Source organism: Sphingobium sp. HWE2-09 (genome assembly GCF_035989265.1).
GTDB lineage: Bacteria > Pseudomonadota > Alphaproteobacteria > Sphingomonadales > Sphingomonadaceae > Sphingobium.
Window position 1 is genome coordinate 2,391,207 of sequence record NZ_JAYKZX010000003.1, and the last position, 13,539, is coordinate 2,404,745.

Annotated in this window: 21 protein-coding genes and 1 pseudogene; all 22 read right to left on the minus strand. The window is 61.7% G+C overall.

The genetic code is table 11. From position 1 onward, the window contains the following. Window positions 1-354, minus strand: a complete 354-nt coding sequence (gene rplR, locus U5A89_RS17125) for a 50S ribosomal protein L18 (protein ID WP_338162252.1) — start codon at window positions 352-354, stop codon at window positions 1-3. A 1-nt stretch (window position 355) separates the two neighbouring features. Next, the gene (gene rplF / locus U5A89_RS17130) at window positions 356-889 is read right to left on the minus strand and encodes a 50S ribosomal protein L6 (RefSeq protein WP_338162253.1); all 534 of its coding nucleotides are present in this window, start codon (window positions 887-889) and stop codon (window positions 356-358) included. Beyond that, window positions 889-1,284: a 30S ribosomal protein S8 gene (rpsH, locus tag U5A89_RS17135; protein ID WP_338162254.1), complete on the minus strand. Its 396-nt coding sequence runs from the start codon at window positions 1,282-1,284 to the stop codon at window positions 889-891. The genes rplF and rpsH overlap by 1 nt, the downstream gene beginning before the upstream one ends. Window positions 1,285-1,296: 12 nt before the next feature. Then, window positions 1,297-1,602 (minus strand): 30S ribosomal protein S14, encoded by a 306-nt coding sequence (rpsN, locus tag U5A89_RS17140; protein WP_088184262.1) that lies wholly within the window; start codon window positions 1,600-1,602, stop codon window positions 1,297-1,299. A 51-nt stretch (window positions 1,603-1,653) separates the two neighbouring features. Next, window positions 1,654-2,229, minus strand: a complete 576-nt coding sequence (gene rplE / locus U5A89_RS17145; RefSeq protein WP_338162255.1) for a 50S ribosomal protein L5 — start codon at window positions 2,227-2,229, stop codon at window positions 1,654-1,656. Then, window positions 2,229-2,540, minus strand: coding sequence for a 50S ribosomal protein L24 (gene rplX / locus U5A89_RS17150; RefSeq protein WP_338162256.1), 312 nt, complete (start codon window positions 2,538-2,540; stop codon window positions 2,229-2,231). Before rplX ends, rplE begins: the two co-directional genes overlap by 1 nt. Next, on the minus strand, window positions 2,540-2,908 hold the full coding sequence (gene rplN, locus U5A89_RS17155) for a 50S ribosomal protein L14 (RefSeq protein ID WP_066700946.1): 369 nt from the start codon (window positions 2,906-2,908) through the stop codon (window positions 2,540-2,542). Before rplN ends, rplX begins: the two co-directional genes overlap by 1 nt. 166 nt (window positions 2,909-3,074) lie before the next feature. Continuing rightward, window positions 3,075-3,338: a 30S ribosomal protein S17 gene (rpsQ, locus tag U5A89_RS17160; RefSeq protein WP_338162257.1), complete on the minus strand. Its 264-nt coding sequence runs from the start codon at window positions 3,336-3,338 to the stop codon at window positions 3,075-3,077. A 12-nt stretch (window positions 3,339-3,350) separates the two neighbouring features. Beyond that, entirely contained in the window at window positions 3,351-3,554 is a 204-nt protein-coding gene (rpmC, locus tag U5A89_RS17165; protein WP_056691689.1) for a 50S ribosomal protein L29, read from the minus strand. 4 nt (window positions 3,555-3,558) lie between these two features. Next, window positions 3,559-3,990, minus strand: coding sequence for a 50S ribosomal protein L16 (gene rplP, locus U5A89_RS17170; RefSeq protein ID WP_056691692.1), 432 nt, complete (start codon window positions 3,988-3,990; stop codon window positions 3,559-3,561). A gap of 21 nt (window positions 3,991-4,011) precedes the next feature. After that, window positions 4,012-4,707 carry a 30S ribosomal protein S3 gene (gene rpsC, locus U5A89_RS17175; RefSeq protein ID WP_326289520.1) on the minus strand — a complete coding sequence of 232 codons (696 nt, stop codon included), beginning with the start codon at window positions 4,705-4,707 and terminating at the stop codon, window positions 4,012-4,014. A gap of 4 nt (window positions 4,708-4,711) precedes the next feature. Further along, the gene (gene rplV, locus U5A89_RS17180) at window positions 4,712-5,098 is read right to left on the minus strand and encodes a 50S ribosomal protein L22 (RefSeq protein ID WP_004208717.1); all 387 of its coding nucleotides are present in this window, start codon (window positions 5,096-5,098) and stop codon (window positions 4,712-4,714) included. Continuing rightward, window positions 5,098-5,373 (minus strand): 30S ribosomal protein S19, encoded by a 276-nt coding sequence (rpsS, locus tag U5A89_RS17185; protein ID WP_007707899.1) that lies wholly within the window; start codon window positions 5,371-5,373, stop codon window positions 5,098-5,100. The genes rplV and rpsS overlap by 1 nt, the downstream gene beginning before the upstream one ends. A gap of 5 nt (window positions 5,374-5,378) precedes the next feature. Then, window positions 5,379-6,214 (minus strand): annotated as a pseudogene (gene rplB, locus U5A89_RS17190) (50S ribosomal protein L2). Window position 6,215: 1 nt separating this feature from the next. Next, window positions 6,216-6,533, minus strand: a complete 318-nt coding sequence (locus U5A89_RS17195) for a 50S ribosomal protein L23 (RefSeq protein WP_326289516.1) — start codon at window positions 6,531-6,533, stop codon at window positions 6,216-6,218. Beyond that, window positions 6,526-7,149 (minus strand): 50S ribosomal protein L4, encoded by a 624-nt coding sequence (gene rplD / locus U5A89_RS17200; protein ID WP_338162258.1) that lies wholly within the window; start codon window positions 7,147-7,149, stop codon window positions 6,526-6,528. The genes U5A89_RS17195 and rplD overlap by 8 nt, the downstream gene beginning before the upstream one ends. A gap of 3 nt (window positions 7,150-7,152) precedes the next feature. After that, on the minus strand, window positions 7,153-8,037 hold the full coding sequence (gene rplC / locus U5A89_RS17205) for a 50S ribosomal protein L3 (protein ID WP_338163091.1): 885 nt from the start codon (window positions 8,035-8,037) through the stop codon (window positions 7,153-7,155). 273 nt (window positions 8,038-8,310) lie between these two features. Then, a complete protein-coding gene (gene rpsJ, locus U5A89_RS17210) occupies window positions 8,311-8,619 on the minus strand; it encodes a 30S ribosomal protein S10 (protein WP_007686587.1) in 309 nt (102 codons plus the stop codon). Window positions 8,620-8,827: 208 nt separating this feature from the next. Further along, window positions 8,828-10,018 (minus strand): elongation factor Tu, encoded by a 1,191-nt coding sequence (gene tuf, locus U5A89_RS17215; protein ID WP_338162259.1) that lies wholly within the window; start codon window positions 10,016-10,018, stop codon window positions 8,828-8,830. Between the two features lie 137 nt (window positions 10,019-10,155). Then, complete coding sequence (gene fusA / locus U5A89_RS17220) at window positions 10,156-12,228, minus strand: elongation factor G (RefSeq protein ID WP_338162260.1); 2,073 nt, start codon at window positions 12,226-12,228, stop codon at window positions 10,156-10,158. Window positions 12,229-12,389: 161 nt separating this feature from the next. After that, window positions 12,390-12,860 carry a 30S ribosomal protein S7 gene (rpsG, locus tag U5A89_RS17225; RefSeq protein WP_338162261.1) on the minus strand — a complete coding sequence of 157 codons (471 nt, stop codon included), beginning with the start codon at window positions 12,858-12,860 and terminating at the stop codon, window positions 12,390-12,392. Between the two features lie 13 nt (window positions 12,861-12,873). Then, window positions 12,874-13,245 (minus strand): 30S ribosomal protein S12, encoded by a 372-nt coding sequence (gene rpsL, locus U5A89_RS17230; protein WP_088184308.1) that lies wholly within the window; start codon window positions 13,243-13,245, stop codon window positions 12,874-12,876. Window positions 13,246-13,539 lie beyond the last annotated feature (294 nt).

The window sequence follows — 13,539 nt, forward strand, 5'->3', positions numbered from 1 at the left end:
TCAGAACTCCAGCCCGGCTTCACGAGCCGCGTCGGCCAGCGCCTTGACGCGGCCATGGAACAGGAAGCCACCACGGTCGAACACGACGCGGGTGACGCCAGCGGCGGTCGCCGCAGCGGCGACGCGCTTGCCGACATCGGCAGCCGCCGCAGCGGTTGCGCCGGTCTTGTCGCGCACATCCTTGTCCAGGGTCGACGCGGCGGCCAGGGTCTTGCCCTGCGCATCGTCGATTACCTGGGCGTAGATGTGACGGCCCGAACGGTGGATGCTCAGACGCGGACGCGTGCCCGATACCGCCTTGAGCGCGGTGCGAACGCGGCGACGACGCCGCGCGAAGAGGGAAAGCTTTGCCATCTTACTTCTTCTTCCCTTCCTTGCGGAAGATGAACTCGCCGGCGTACTTGATGCCCTTGCCCTTATAGGGTTCGGGCTTGCGCCAGCGACGGATCTCGGCGGCGACCTGGCCTACCTGCTGCTTGTCGATGCCGCTGATCTCGACCGTGGTGTTATCCGGGGTCTTGATCTCGATCCCTTCGGGGATCGCGTAGTCGACGTCATGCGAGTAGCCGAGCTGCAGCTTCAGGTTCTTGCCCTGCGAGTTGGCGCGGTAGCCGACACCGGTGATGAGCAGCTTCTTGGAGAAGCCCTCCGTCACGCCGGTGATCAGGTTCTGCACCAGCGTCCGCTGCATGCCCCAAAAGGCGCGCGCCGCCTTGGTCTTGTTGGCGGGCTGAACGGAGATGCCGTCATTTTCCAGCGTGTAGCTGATTTCGTCGCGCATCTGCAGGGCGAGCGTGCCCTTCGGACCCTTGACCGACAGCTGTCCGCCTTCGATGGTCGCGGTGACCCCCGCAGGGATCGCGACCGGCTTTTTACCGATGCGGCTCATTAGAACACCTCCGCCAGCACTTCGCCGCCGACATTCTGCTCACGCGCTTCGGCGTCGGACAGAACGCCGCGAGGCGTCGAGACAATGGTGATGCCAAGGCCGTTGCGGATCACCGGCAGCTCTTTCGAACCCGAGTAAACGCGGCGGCCAGGCTTGGACACGCGGGCGACATGCTTGATCGCCGGCTGGCCTTCGAAATATTTCAGCTCGATGCGCAGGCCAGGATGGCTGCCAAGGTCTTCTTCGGAATAGCCACGGATGTAGCCTTCACGCTGAAGCACGTCGAGCACGCGGGCGCGCAGCTTGGACGCCGGGGACATAACGCTGTCCTTCTTCGCCTGCTGCCCGTTGCGGATGCGGGTGAGCATATCACCCAAGGGATCGGTCAATGCCATGAGATGATATCCTTACCAGCTCGACTTGGTGACGCCGGGGATCAGGCCCTTATTGGCCAGATCGCGCAGCTGAATACGGCAGAGCCGGAACTTGCGGTAATAGGCACGCGGACGGCCGGTCATCTCGCAGCGGTTCCGAACGCGGGTCGGGTTACCGTTGCGGGGAATTTCCGCCATCTTCAGACGCGCGATCAGACGATCGCTGTCGTCGGCCGCGTTATCATTCGCGATCGCCTTGAGCTTTGCATAACGGCCGGCATATTTCTTCACCAGCTTCTTGCGGCGCTCGTTCTTGTTGATCGAACTCAGTTTCGCCATGACTTAAGTTCTCTTCCTTAGCTTTAGCGTTGGGAGAGAAGCGGGACCCTATCAGGCCGCCTGCTTCTCTTCTTCCTGCGGGAAGGGGAAGCCGAAGAGGCGCAGCAGTTCGCGCGCTTCGTCGTCCGTCTTCGCGGTGGTGGTCACGATGATGTCCATGCCGCGCACCTTGTCGACACGGTCATAGCTGATCTCTGGGAAGATGATCTGCTCCTTGATGCCGAAGGCATAGTTGCCACGGCCATCGAAGCTCTTCGGATTGAGACCACGAAAATCGCGGACGCGGGGCAGAGCGATGTTGATCATGCGGTCCAGGAATTCATACATGCGCTCGCGGCGCAGCGTGACCTTGGCACCGATCGGCATGCCTTCACGCAGCTTGAACTGCGCGATCGACTTCTTCGCCTTGGTGATGACCGGCTTCTGGCCGGCGATCAGTTCCATTTCCTCGGCGGCCGACGTGACCTTCTTCTTGTCCTGGGTCGCTTCGCCCACGCCCATGTTAAGCGTGATCTTGTCGATCTTGGGGACTTCCATGACGTTCTTGTAACCGAACTTCTCGGTCATCGCCTTGGCGATTTCGGCGTCATACAGCGCCTTGGAGCGCGGGATATATTTGTCGGCCATTACAGCACCTCACCGGACTTGACGGCGACGCGGACCTTCTTGCCGTCGCGATCCTCGAAACGGACGCGGGTCGGCTTGCCATCCGCACCGGCGACAGCGACGTTCGAAATGTGGAGCGGCGCAGGCTTGCGGTCGATGCCGCCCTGCGGGTTCGCCTGGTCGGGCTTGCGATGCTTGGCATGCACGTTGATGCCTTCCACCAGGACCTTGTCGTCCTTGGGCATCACGGCGAGGACGGAACCGGTACGGCCCTTGTCCTTGCCAGCCAGCACGACGACCTTGTCGCCCTTCTTGATCTTGGCAGCGCTCATTACAGCACCTCGGGAGCAAGGCTGATGATCTTCATGTGCTGCTTTGCACGCAGCTCACGAACGACGGGGCCAAAGATACGCGTACCGATCGGCTCCTGATTCTTGTTGATCAGGACCGCGGCGTTACCATCGAAACGAATGACGCTGCCGTCGGCGCGACGGATGTCCTTGGCGGTGCGCACGATGACCGCGCGATGCACGTCACCCTTCTTCACCTTGCCACGCGGCGCAGCTTCCTTGATCGAGACGACGATGATGTCGCCCACGCCAGCGAAGCGACGCTTCGAGCCGCCCAGCACCTTGATGCACTGGACGCGCTTGGCGCCGCTGTTGTCAGCGACGTCAAGATTGGATTGCATCTGGATCATAGATCCGGTTCCTTCTTATTTGGCCTACCGGGTCAATTCCCGGCGGTTCCGAATTCATCAGCCTAAAGCCCGGTGACTCTACGCGAAGCGCGGGCCTGTAACCCTTTCCGAAGGAAAAGGCCAGCCCCGCGTCGCAATTAGAGTCAAAGGCTCAGCGAGCCTTCCCTCAGGACGCCGTTTCCGGCGACTTGTGGGTATCCACGCGCTCGATGACCTTCCAGGTCTTGAGCTTGGAAAGCGGCGCGGTCTCTTCGATTCGGACCGTTTCGCCTTCCTTGTAGATATTGCCCTCGTCATGGGCATGGTACTTCTTAGAACGGCGGATGATCTTGCCGTAGAGCGCGTGCTTAACCTTGCGCTCTACACGAACCACCACCGTCTTGTCGGTCTTGTCGGAAACCACCGTTCCCGTCAGCACGCGCTTGGGCATCGTGTGTTTCCTTTACTTCGCGGCGGAGCTGTTACGCTCCGTCTGCAGGGTCTTGATCTGCGCGATCGACCGGCGGACTTCCTTGACCCGGCTGGGCTTTTCCAGCTGGTTGGTGGCCGCCTGGAAACGCAGATTGAACTGCTCGCGCTTCAGGTTGTTGAGTTCGGTCGACAGTTCGTCGTCCGTCTTGGTCTTCAGGTCTGCAACATTCGCCATGTGCTTAACCCTCCAGATGCGAGGTGTCGCCGAGGCGGGCGACGACCTTGGTCTTGATGGGCAGCTTCATCGCGGCGCGCGAGAAGGCCTCTGCTGCGAGCGGACCCGGTACGCCGTCCAGTTCGAACAGGATGCGGCCCGGCTTCACGCGAGCGGCCCAATATTCGACCGAACCCTTGCCCTTGCCCTGACGGACTTCGGCAGGCTTCTTCGACACCGGAACGTCGGGGAAGATGCGGATCCACAACCGGCCCTGACGGCGGATGTGACGGGTGATCGCGCGGCGAGCCGCTTCGATCTGGCGCGCGGTGACGCGCTCGGGTTCCATGGCCTTCAAGCCATAGGAACCGAAGTTCAGAGCCGAGCCACCCTTGGCATCGCCCTTGATCCGACCCTTGAAGGTCTTGCGGAACTTCATTTTCTTCGGTTGCAGCATGACGCTATTACCTTCTTATCTTCAGCGCGCCGGGCGCACGCCGGAGGTCTGAGCCTCCAGCATCAGCCGGTCGGTCGCGAACGGATCATGGCCGAGAATCTCGCCCTTGAAGATCCAGACCTTGATGCCGCACACGCCATAGGCGGTATGCGCCGTGGCTTCGGCATAGTCGACGTTCGCACGCAGCGTGTGCAACGGCACGCGACCTTCGCGATACCATTCGACGCGCGCGATCTCCGCGCCGCCCAGACGGCCGCCGCAGGTGATCTTGATGCCTTCGGCGCCCAGACGCAGGGCCGACTGCACTGCACGCTTCATCGCACGGCGGAAAGCCACGCGGCGTTCCAGCTGATCGGCGATGCCCTGTGCGACGAGCTTGGAATCGACTTCCGGCTTGCGGATCTCGACGATGTTCAGCGACACGTCGGACGAGGTCAGCGCGCCCAGCTTCTTGCGAAGCTTTTCGATGTCCGCACCCTTCTTGCCGATGATGACGCCTGGACGGGCGGCATAGATCGACACGCGGCACAGCTTGGCCGGACGCTCGATCACGACCTTGGAGATCGCGGCCTGCGGCAGGTTCTTGAAGATGAACTGGCGGATCTTGAGATCTTCCAGCAGCAGGCGACCATAGTCGGCGCCTTCGGCGAACCAGCGGCTGTCCCAGGTACGGTTGATCTGGAGACGCAGACCGATCGGATTGCTCTTGTGACCCATGTGCTTACGCCTCCGCTTCTTCGCCAGCTTCACGTACGACGATGCGCACGCGGCTGAAGGGCTTGAGGATCCGGGTCGACTTGCCGCGACCGCGGGCATGGAAGCGCTTGAGCGTGAAGCTCTTGCCGACCGATGCTTCCGCGACGACGAGCGCGTCGACGTCCAGATTGTGGTTGTTTTCCGCGTTGGCGATGGCCGAAGCCAGCACCTTGCGCACGTCGACCGCCATCGCCTTCTTGGAGAAGGCGAGGATGTTCAGCGCGTCCTCGACCTTGCGGCCGCGGATAAGCGTGGCGACCAGGTTCAGCTTCTGGGCCGAACCACGGATCTGCGTGCCAACGGCCAGCGCCTCATTGTCGGCGACGCGACGGGGAGCCTTTTCCTTGCTCATCAGCGCTTGCCCTTCTTGTCGGCGGCGTGGCCGGGGAAGAAGCGGGTCGGAGCGAATTCGCCCAGCTTGTGACCCACCATATCCTCGTTCACGGACACCGGAACATGCTTGCGGCCGTTATAGACGTTGAACGTCAGGCCAACGAACTGCGGCAGGATGGTGGAACGGCGCGACCAGGTCTTGATCGGCGCACGGCCACCCGCGTCCTGCGCGGTTTCCGCCTTCTTCAGAAGGCTGAGGTCCACGAAAGGACCTTTCCAGACGGAACGAGCCATCTCGCTTACCTCTTCTTCTTCGCGTGGCGGCTACGGATAATCATCTTGTCCGTCGCCTTGTTGTGGCGGGTGCGCGCACCCTTGGTCGGCTTGCCCAGGGGGTAACCGGATGACGGCCGCCCGAGGTGCGGCCTTCACCACCACCATGGGGGTGATCGACCGGGTTCTTGGCGACGCCGCGCGTCAGCGGGCGGATACCGTTCCAACGGTTGCGGCCTGCCTTGGCGAGGTTGGTGTTGCCATTGTCCGGGTTGCTGACGGCGCCGATGGTGCCCATGCAGTCCGAACGGATGTAGCGCTGTTCGCCCGAGGACAAACGCACCATCACCATGCCACGATCGCGACCGACCAGCTGGGCATAGGTGCCCGCCGAACGGCAGAGCTGACCGCCCTTGCCCGGCTTCATCTCGATGTTGTGGATGATCGTGCCAACCGGCATCTGACCCAGTTCCATCGCGTTGCCCGGCTTCACGTCGGTCTTCTTGGCCGCGATGACCTTGTCACCGGGGGCCAGACGCTGCGGCGCCAGGATATAGGCCTGGGTGCCGTCGGGATAGTTGACCAGCGCAATGAAGGCAGTGCGGTTGGGGTCATATTCCAGACGCTCGACCGTACCTTCGACATCCCACAAGCGACGCTTGAAGTCGATGATGCGATAGCGCTGCTTATGACCGCCACCGATACCGCGCGAGGTCACATGACCCTTGTTGTTGCGGCCACCGGTCTTGCGCTTGCCTTCGGTCAGCGCCTTGACGGGCTTGCCCTTGTGCAGGCTGGACTTGTCGACCAGGATCAGGCCGCGGCGGGCCGGGCTGGTCGGGTTATAATGCTTAAGAGCCATCTTAGCGGACTCCCTCGGTGATATCGATCGACTGGCCTTCGGCCAGGCGGACGATCGCCTTCTTCACGTCGTTGCGCTTGTAGGGCTTGCCCTTCCAGCGCTTCGTCTTGCCCTTCACGACCAGCGTGTTGACGCTCTTGACGTCAACGCCCCAGATCGCTTCGACAGCGGCCTTGATCTCAGGCTTGGAGGCATCGCCCGCCACCTTGAAGACCACGGCATTATTTTCGCTGAGAAGGGTCGACTTCTCGGTGATGTGCGGGGCGACAACGACGTCATAATGACGGTTGTCGACGGTCGCGGCTTGCTTCTTAGCCATTGAAACGGGCCTCCAGCTTTTCGACCGCGGCGCGGGTGAGCACCAGCGAGTTGGCCTTCAGGATGTCATAGACATTGGCGCCAACGGCAGGGAGCAGGTCCACGCCGATGATGTTGGCCGATGCCTTGGCGAAGCTGATGTTCACCGCGTCGCCGTCGATGAACAGCACCTTGGTGAGGTTCAGCTTGGCGAGGTTGGCGACCAGCGCCTTGGTCTTGCCTTCGGCAACGTCCAGGCTGTCGATGATCGTGAGCGTACCGGCTTTCGCCTTCGACGACAGCGCCATCTTCAGACCCAGCGCGCGAACCTTCTTGTTCAGCGAAGGGTTGAAGTCGCGGACGCGGGCGCCGTGCGCCTTACCACCACCGATGAACACCGGCGCGCGGCGATCGCCGTGACGGGCGGTGCCGCCGCCCTTCTGGCGGCCGAACTTCTTGCCGGTGCGGGCAACGTCGCTACGCTCGCGGGTGCCGCGGGCGGTGCCGCGACGCTTTTCGAGCTGCCAGGTGACGACGCGGTGCAGGATGTCGGCGCGAGGCTCGACACCGAATACGGCATCGTTAAGCTCCAGATCGCCAGCTTCCGCTGCGTCGAGGGTCTGTACCTTGACCTTCATGGTTTAGCCCTCCTGGCCAGGCGTACCGTTGGCGTCGTCGCCATCGGTCGGGGTTGCGTTCTGCGGGTCGTTGACACCCTCTTCGTTCGCCTGCGCGTCCGAAGCGGCGACACCGGCCTTGACTTCGTCGTCACCGGGCAGCGGCGCGATGGGATGCGCAGCGGCTTCAGGGACCAGACCGGGGGTCGTGTCGTCCTCTTCATGGACAACGCCCTTGGCCAGCAGGCTGGCAGGATAGGGAACGTCGGCCGGACGGGGCACCTTGACGGCGTCCTGAACGGTCAGCCACGTGCCCTTCGCGCCGGGAACGCTGCCCTTCACGAAGATCAGGCCTCGCTCCACGTCGGTGCGCACGATTTCCAGATTCTGCTGGGTACGCTCACGGTCGCCCATGTGACCGGCCATCTTCTTGTTCTTGAAGACGCGGCCCGGATCCTGGCGGTTACCCGTCGAACCATGGGCACGATGGCTGATCGACACGCCGTGGGTGGCGCGCATACCGCCGAAGCCCCAACGCTTCATGGCGCCGGCGAAACCCTTACCCTGGGTATGGCCTGCGACATCGACCAGTTGCCCTGCGATGAAATGATCGGCAGCGATTTCAACGCCGACATCGAGGAGCGCATCCTCGGCGACGCGGAATTCGACCAGTCGCGCCTTCGGCTCGACCTGCGCCTTGGCGAAGTGACCGCGCTGCGGCTTCGCGACATTCTTAACCTTCGCAACGCCGGCGCCCAACTGAACGGCTACATAGCCGTCGCTGTCGACATCCTTACGCGCCACGACCTGGTTGCCTTCGAGGGCCAGAACCGTAACGGGAACATGACGTCCGTCCTCTTGGAACAGACGGGTCATCCCGACTTTCTTAGCGATCACGCCTGTGCGCATCACTGATTACTCCCATAGAGGCCCGCGAAAAGCCGCGGGCGTATCCAACGAAAAAACCGCTCAGGATCTCTCCTTCGCGGCCCAACCCAATGTATAGATCACCCCGTCCGGGTTGGATGCCACCCCCTGCTCGGGAACGGCGACGGGGGACCAGAACCACAGACCCGCTGGTTACCCAGTGCTGTGCGGTATCCCTTGTGTCGTGTGAGCTTCCGGTTTCCCGAAATGCCCGATACCCTGCGCTTCTTCACGAAGTGCGGGGACTTGTCGGCTTTAGGCCAACTTGATCTCGACGTTCACGCCGGCAGCCAGATCCAGCTTCATCAGCGCGTCGACCGTCTGCGGCGTCGGCTGCACAATGTCAAGCATGCGCTTGTAGGTGCGGACCTCGAACTGCTCGCGCGACTTCTTGTCGATGTGCGGGCCACGGTTGACCGTGAACTTTTCGATGCGCGTCGGAAGGGGAATCGGACCGCGAATAAGGGCGCCGGTGCGGCGGGCGGTGTCGGCGATGTCGCCGGTCGCCTGATCGAGCACGCGATGATCGAACGCCTTGAGGCGAATGCGGATGTTGCTGTCCATAGTTCCTGTACCGATGCGAAAGAGCCAAAAACGCAGAGCATTTTCAAAAATCAGCCGGAGCAGCCGATGACTTGTGAAAATGCGCCAACAAAAAATATCCGCCCCGTAAACTGCCCTTCTAGCTCTTGCGAGCCGGAGAAAGGCGATCCGGGGCGGTTAAAATACCGAGCGGCGCGAATCAGGCGATTCGCGCCGCTGCGGTCCTATATTACTTCGAGATCGTGCCGACAACCCCTGCGCCGACGGTGCGGCCGCCTTCGCGGATTGCGAAGCGCAGGCCGGCGTCCATGGCGATCGGTGCGATCAGCTTGACGCCGAGCTTGACGTTATCGCCAGGCATGACCATCTCGGTGCCCTCGGGGAGGATCACTTCGCCGGTCACGTCGGTGGTGCGGAAGTAGAACTGCGGACGATAGTTCGCGAAGAACGGGGTGTGACGGCCGCCTTCTTCCTTCGACAGCACGTACACTTCGGCGTCGAATTCGGTGTGCGGGGTGATGGTGCCGGGCTTCGCCAGAACCTGACCGCGTTCAACGTCTTCACGCTTCGTGCCGCGCACCAAGGCGCCGATATTGTCGCCTGCACGACCTTCGTCGAGCAGCTTGCGGAACATTTCAACGCCGGTGACGGTCGTCTTGGTGGTGTCCTTGAGGCCGACGATTTCGACTTCTTCACCAACCTTGATGATGCCGGTTTCGACGCGGCCGGTGACGACCGTACCACGACCCGAGATCGAGAACACGTCTTCGATCGGCATCAGGAAGGGCTTGTCGACCGGACGCTCGGGCTGCGGGATGAAGTCGTCGACGGCAGCCATCAGCTTGAGAACGGCGTCATGGCCGATTTCAGGCGTCTTGTCCTGCAGCGCGGCAACGGCCGAACCGGGGATGACGGGGATGTTGTCGCCGTCGAAATCGTAGCTGCTGAGCAGTTCGCGGATTTCCAGCTCGACCAGTTCGAGGATTTCGGCGTCGTCGACCAGGTCGACCTTGTTCATGAACACGACCAGCTGGGGAACGCCGACCTGACGGGCGAGCAGGATGTGCTCACGGGTCTGGGGCATCGGGCCGTCGGTGGCCGACACGACCAGGATCGCGCCGTCCATCTGGGCGGCACCGGTGATCATGTTCTTGACGTAGTCGGCGTGACCCGGGCAGTCGACGTGCGCATAGTGGCGCGCTTCGGTTTCATATTCGACGTGGGCGGTCGAAATGGTGATGCCGCGCTCGCGCTCTTCGGGCGCCTTGTCGATATTGTCGTACGACGTGAAGGTCGCGCCGCCGGTTTCGGCGAGCACCTTGGTGATCGCTGCGGTCAGCGAGGTCTTGCCATGGTCGACGTGACCGATGGTGCCGATGTTGCAGTGCGGCTTGTTCCGCTCAAACTTAGCCTTAGCCATTTTATCCTACCTTCTAATCAAAATCAGCTTGGGTCTGACCGCTCGGCCGCGCCTCGCGAAGGCGCGTCCATAGCAGCAAATTTACAGATTACCAGCCCCTAACCGAGCCGCTCGCACGGCTCGGCATGGGAAAGTCATCAGGCCATCTTCGCCTTGACTTCATCCGCCACATTCTGCGGCACTTCGTCATAGTGCGAGAACGTCATCGAATAGTTCGCACGGCCCTGGGTGAAGGAACGCAACGAGTTCACATAGCCGAACATGTTGGCCAGCGGCACCATGGCTTCGACGATCTGCGCGTTGCCGCGCGTGTCGGTGCCCTGGATCTGGCCACGACGGCTGTTCATGTCGCCGATGACGTCGCCCAGATATTCTTCCGGAGTGACGACTTCGACCTTCATGACCGGTTCGAGCAGCGTGATGCCCGCCTTTTGCGCGACTTCGCGCATGGCGGCGCGGCCGGTGATTTCGAACGCCAGTGCCGACGAGTCGACGTCATGATAGGCGCCGTCATACAGGTTGATTTCGAAATCGATGATCGGGAAGCCGATCAGCGAACCGGTCGCTGCGGTTTCGCGCATGCCCTTTTCGATCGCGGGGATATATTCCTTGGGAATATTACCGCCCTTGATCTCATCCTTGAAGATGATGCCCGCGCCACGCTCGCCCGGGGTCACCTTCACCTTGATGCGGCCGAACTGGCCGGTGCCGCCCGACTGCTTTTTGTGGGTATAGTCGACGTCGACGGGCTTCTTGAGATATTCGCGATAGGCCACCTGCGGCGCACCGACATTCGCCTCGACCTTGAACTCGCGCTTCATGCGGTCGACCAGGATTTCGAGGTGAAGTTCGCCCATGCCCTTGATGATGGTCTGGCCCAATTCGTGATCGGTCGACACGCGGAAGGACGGATCTTCGGCAGCCAGGCGGTTGAGCGCGACGCCCATCTTTTCCTGGTCGGCCTTGGTCTTGGGTTCCACCGACAGTTCGATGACCGGCTCGGGGAATTCCATCCGCTCCAGGATGATCGGCTTGCGCTCGGCGCACAGCGTATCCCCGGTGGTGGTTTCCTTCATGCCCGCCAGCGCGACGATGTCGCCGGCATAGGCCGCGTCGATATCTTCACGGCTGTTCGCATGCATCAGCAGCATGCGGCCGATCTTTTCCTTCTTGTCCTTGACCGAGTTCAGATAGGTGCCCTTGGTCAGGGTGCCCGAATAGACGCGCAGGAAAGTCAGCGAGCCGACGAACGGATCGTTCATGATCTTGAACGCCAGGCCGGAGAAAGGCGCGTCGTCCGAAGTCGCACGGCTGTCCGGCTCGTCATTGTCGGGGTTGATGCCCTGCACGTCTTCGATGTCGAGCGGCGAAGGCAGATAGTCCACGACCGCGTCGAGCAGGGGCTGAACGCCCTTGTTCTTGAAGGCCGAGCCGCACAGGACGGGCACGAACGACTGGTTCAGCGTGCCCTTGCGGATCAGCGCCTTCAATGTCGCGGTGTCGGGCAGATTGCCTTCGAGATAGGCTTCCATCGCCTCGTCATCCTGTTCGACGGCGAGTTCGATCAGCTTTTCGCGATATTCGGCAGCCTTGTCGGCCAAGTCTTCGGGAATCGCCTCATAGGAGAATTCCGCGCCGAGATTTTCATCCTTCCAGATGATCGCGCGATCTTCGACCAGGTCGACCAGGCCACGGAAATCCAATTCCGCGCCGATCGGCAGATACAGGACCGCAGGCTTGGCGCCCAGGCGATCGATGATCGTCTGCACGCAATAATAGAAATTGGCGCCGGTGCGGTCGAGCTTGTTGATGAAGCACATCCGCGGAACCTTATACTTGTCCGCCTGGCGCCACACCGTTTCCGACTGCGGCTCAACGCCGGCAACGCCGTCGAACGCGGCGACCGCGCCGTCGAGCACGCGCAGCGAGCGTTCGACTTCGATGGTGAAGTCGACGTGGCCGGGGGTGTCGATGATGTTCAGGCGATGATCGTTCCAGATGCACGTGGTCGCAGCCGACGTGATGGTGATCCCACGCTCCTGCTCCTGCTCCATCCAGTCCATGGTCGCGGCGCCATCATGGACTTCGCCGATCTTGTAGGACTTGCCGGTATAGTAGAGGATACGCTCGGTCGTGGTGGTCTTGCCGGCGTCGATATGCGCCATGATACCGAAATTGCGATATTTTTCGAGCGGATGGCTGCGGGCCATGATGCTTCTCCGTTGCCGGTGCGCCGGCGGTTGGGGATTCGTATGATCTGGGTGGCCCCTAAACCAATCCGTCCGCCATGGGTAGACCCACGACGAACGGATGGATTTTTAGAGCGATAAACGGGGTGGGCGCCCATCGGCCCCCACCCCGCCAATCTCTGTTACCAGCGATAGTGCGAGAAGGCGCGGTTCGCTTCCGCCATGCGGTGCGTGTCTTCGCGCTTCTTGACCGCGTTACCGCGATTGTTGGCGGCGTCCATCAGTTCGCCGGACAGGCGGGCCGCCATGGTGGTCTCGCTGCGATTGCGCGCAGCGGTGATCAGCCAGCGGATCGCCAGAGCCTGCGAACGCTCGGGACGCACTTCGACGGGCACCTGGTAGGTCGCACCGCCGACGCGGCGGCTGCGCACTTCGATGCCCGGCTTGATGTTGTTCAGCGCGTCATGGAACATGCCGATCGGATCTTTCTTGGCGCGAGTCTCGACGGTTTCGAGGGCGCCATAAACGATCAATTCGGCAACGGCTTTCTTGCCGTCCTGCATGATGGAGTTCATGAACTTGGAAAGCACGATATCCCCGAACTTGGGATCGGGCAGGATGATGCGCTTTTCGGGGCGACGACGACGTGACATATTCTGGTCTCCCTTACTTCGGACGCTTCGCGCCGTACTTCGAACGGCTCTGCTTACGATCCTTGACGCCCTGGGTATCCAGAACGCCGCGAAGAACGTGGTAGCGCACGCCCGGAAGATCGCGGACACGACCGCCGCGGATCAACACGACGCTATGTTCCTGCAGGTTGTGGCCTTCACCCGGAATATAGGTGATGACTTCGCGCTGGTTGACTAGGCGAACCTTGGCCACCTTGCGAAGCGCCGAGTTCGGCTTCTTCGGGGTCGTTGTGTAAACGCGGGTGCAAACGCCGCGCTTCTGCGGATTTGCCTCCATTGCAGGGACCTTGCTCTTGGCCTTCTGCGGATCGCGGCCATTGCGGACCAGCTGGTTGATTGTTGGCATGAAGCCCTTCACCTTTTTCAGTTACTTTACCTGGGCATCCCCGCGTCTCGCACCCTTTGGACGATGGATTCGACCAAACGGCAAAGGCCCCGGTGGGCATAAGCCCCCTGGAGCCGCAAGAGCACCCGGCAATGTTCAGCTCTAGTGTCGCCCGGTGGATATGACGCGAGGGAGACGAATCTCCGCACGGCAGGCCGCTGGGCAGCCGCGCCTATAGCGACGCGCACCCGACCGGTCAAGCGAGCGTCCGTCGCGATTGATAGCCGGTTGCGGTGACGGTAGCGTTTCGACGGA

Excerpts from the sequence above, each read along its gene's own strand:
- rpmC (WP_056691689.1), bottom strand. The coding sequence starts at position 3,554 with ATGGCGAATGTTGCAGACCTGAAGACCAAGACGGACGACGAACTGTCG.
- rpsS (WP_007707899.1), bottom strand. The coding sequence starts at position 5,373 with ATGGCTCGTTCCGTCTGGAAAGGTCCTTTCGTGGACCTCAGCCTTCTG.
- fusA (WP_338162260.1), bottom strand. The coding sequence starts at position 12,228 with ATGGCCCGCAGCCATCCGCTCGAAAAATATCGCAATTTCGGTATCATG.
- rplD (WP_338162258.1), bottom strand. The coding sequence starts at position 7,149 with ATGAAGGTCAAGGTACAGACCCTCGACGCAGCGGAAGCTGGCGATCTG.
- rplR (WP_338162252.1), bottom strand. The coding sequence starts at position 354 with ATGGCAAAGCTTTCCCTCTTCGCGCGGCGTCGTCGCCGCGTTCGCACC.
- rpsQ (WP_338162257.1), bottom strand. The coding sequence starts at position 3,338 with ATGCCCAAGCGCGTGCTGACGGGAACGGTGGTTTCCGACAAGACCGAC.
- tuf (WP_338162259.1), bottom strand. The coding sequence starts at position 10,018 with ATGGCTAAGGCTAAGTTTGAGCGGAACAAGCCGCACTGCAACATCGGC.
- rplE (WP_338162255.1), bottom strand. The coding sequence starts at position 2,229 with ATGGCCGACAAATATATCCCGCGCTCCAAGGCGCTGTATGACGCCGAA.
- rpsC (WP_326289520.1), bottom strand. The coding sequence starts at position 4,707 with ATGGGTCACAAGAGCAATCCGATCGGTCTGCGTCTCCAGATCAACCGT.
- rpsH (WP_338162254.1), bottom strand. The coding sequence starts at position 1,284 with ATGGCATTGACCGATCCCTTGGGTGATATGCTCACCCGCATCCGCAAC.
- rplV (WP_004208717.1), bottom strand. The coding sequence starts at position 5,098 with ATGAGCAAGGAAAAGGCTCCCCGTCGCGTCGCCGACAATGAGGCGCTG.
- rplF (WP_338162253.1), bottom strand. The coding sequence starts at position 889 with ATGAGCCGCATCGGTAAAAAGCCGGTCGCGATCCCTGCGGGGGTCACC.
- rpsJ (WP_007686587.1), bottom strand. The coding sequence starts at position 8,619 with ATGGACAGCAACATCCGCATTCGCCTCAAGGCGTTCGATCATCGCGTG.
- rplC (WP_338163091.1), bottom strand. The coding sequence starts at position 8,037 with ATGCGCACAGGCGTGATCGCTAAGAAAGTCGGGATGACCCGTCTGTTC.
- U5A89_RS17195 (WP_326289516.1), bottom strand. The coding sequence starts at position 6,533 with ATGGCTAAGAAGCAAGCCGCGACCGTCGACAACCGTCATTATGACGTC.
- rpsL (WP_088184308.1), bottom strand. The coding sequence starts at position 13,245 with ATGCCAACAATCAACCAGCTGGTCCGCAATGGCCGCGATCCGCAGAAG.
- rplP (WP_056691692.1), bottom strand. The coding sequence starts at position 3,990 with ATGCTGCAACCGAAGAAAATGAAGTTCCGCAAGACCTTCAAGGGTCGG.
- rpsG (WP_338162261.1), bottom strand. The coding sequence starts at position 12,860 with ATGTCACGTCGTCGTCGCCCCGAAAAGCGCATCATCCTGCCCGATCCC.
- rplN (WP_066700946.1), bottom strand. The coding sequence starts at position 2,908 with ATGATCCAGATGCAATCCAATCTTGACGTCGCTGACAACAGCGGCGCC.
- rplX (WP_338162256.1), bottom strand. The coding sequence starts at position 2,540 with ATGAGCGCTGCCAAGATCAAGAAGGGCGACAAGGTCGTCGTGCTGGCT.
- rpsN (WP_088184262.1), bottom strand. The coding sequence starts at position 1,602 with ATGGCGAAACTGAGTTCGATCAACAAGAACGAGCGCCGCAAGAAGCTG.